At 54.1% G+C, this 955-nt stretch carries 1 protein-coding gene and 1 pseudogene; both read left to right on the top strand.

The window, feature by feature from the left end:
* Positions 1-183 (top strand): hypothetical protein (locus A3730_RS32835; RefSeq protein WP_231884049.1); only part of this gene is annotated, 183 nt, incomplete at its 5' end.
* 97 nt (positions 184-280) lie between these two features.
* Positions 281-955 (top strand): annotated as a pseudogene (locus A3730_RS25705) (DNA helicase); the annotation flags it as partial.

The following is a 955-nucleotide window of genomic DNA, read 5'->3' as shown; positions in this document are numbered from 1 at the left end:
GTCCATAGGTTGGCGAAGGTAACAAATGAGGATTGCCAGCTTATTGAGACGCTCATGGATCAATTCTCTTGTTTTGAACATAGCCAGTCCGATGAATCTCCTGTGGATATACCTGATCCAGCTGTATTGGACGAGGCGCTCACAAAGATTATTGAGTGGCATGCAGATTTTAGTAAAAGGTAAAGCAATATCTGTTCTTCGGCGTGAGCGATAAATCGCACTGTTTTTATCGGGAGATGACCAGTGCGAGTTGATGCTATGAATTTTTAGGGGATTAGCTATGTCAGACCAGGGCCTACCAAATTTAAAAATCCACACCACCCTGGTGGAAAAGATCAACTTCGCCTGCCACCAGAGCGCCTTTGCCGTGCTGCGGGAATTGCAGATCGAGAATCTGGATGAAGAGCAGGATCTGTCAGACCTGTCGGTGACATTAGAAGCCTCCCCGGCGTTTGTGAAGGCGAAGACCTGGACGGTGGACCGGTTGGCGGCGGGTGGTCTGCTGGCTATGAAGGACCGTGACCTGGAGCTGGATGGCGGTTTCTTGCTGGGGCTGACGGAATCCATGCGCGGCACGGTGACGATTCGAGTCACCCAGGCTGAGCAGTGCCTGGCCGAATTGGCGATTCCGGTGGAGTTGTTGGCCTGTAATGAGTGGGGCGGTGCGACCTACATTCCTGAATTGTTGGCGGCGTTCTGCACGCCGAACGATCCGGCGGTGGACCGGTTGTTGGGCCAGGCTAGCCAGATTCTGCGCAAGGCGGGCAAGTCGGGCAGTATCAACGGCTACGATTCCGGCAGCCGTGAGCAGGTATGGCTGATGGCGTCGGCTATTTATTCTGCCATTGTGAAAATGCAGGTGGGCTATGCGTTGCCGCCCGCCAGTTTCGAGAGCAATGGCCAGAAAATCCGCCTGCCCAACCAGATTGAAAGCGCCAAGGTGGCGACTTGCCTG

Source organism: Alcanivorax sp. HI0044 (assembly GCF_001634945.1).
Note: the sequence above shows the minus strand (reverse complement) of the source record. Positions and strands in the feature narration are given on the sequence as shown.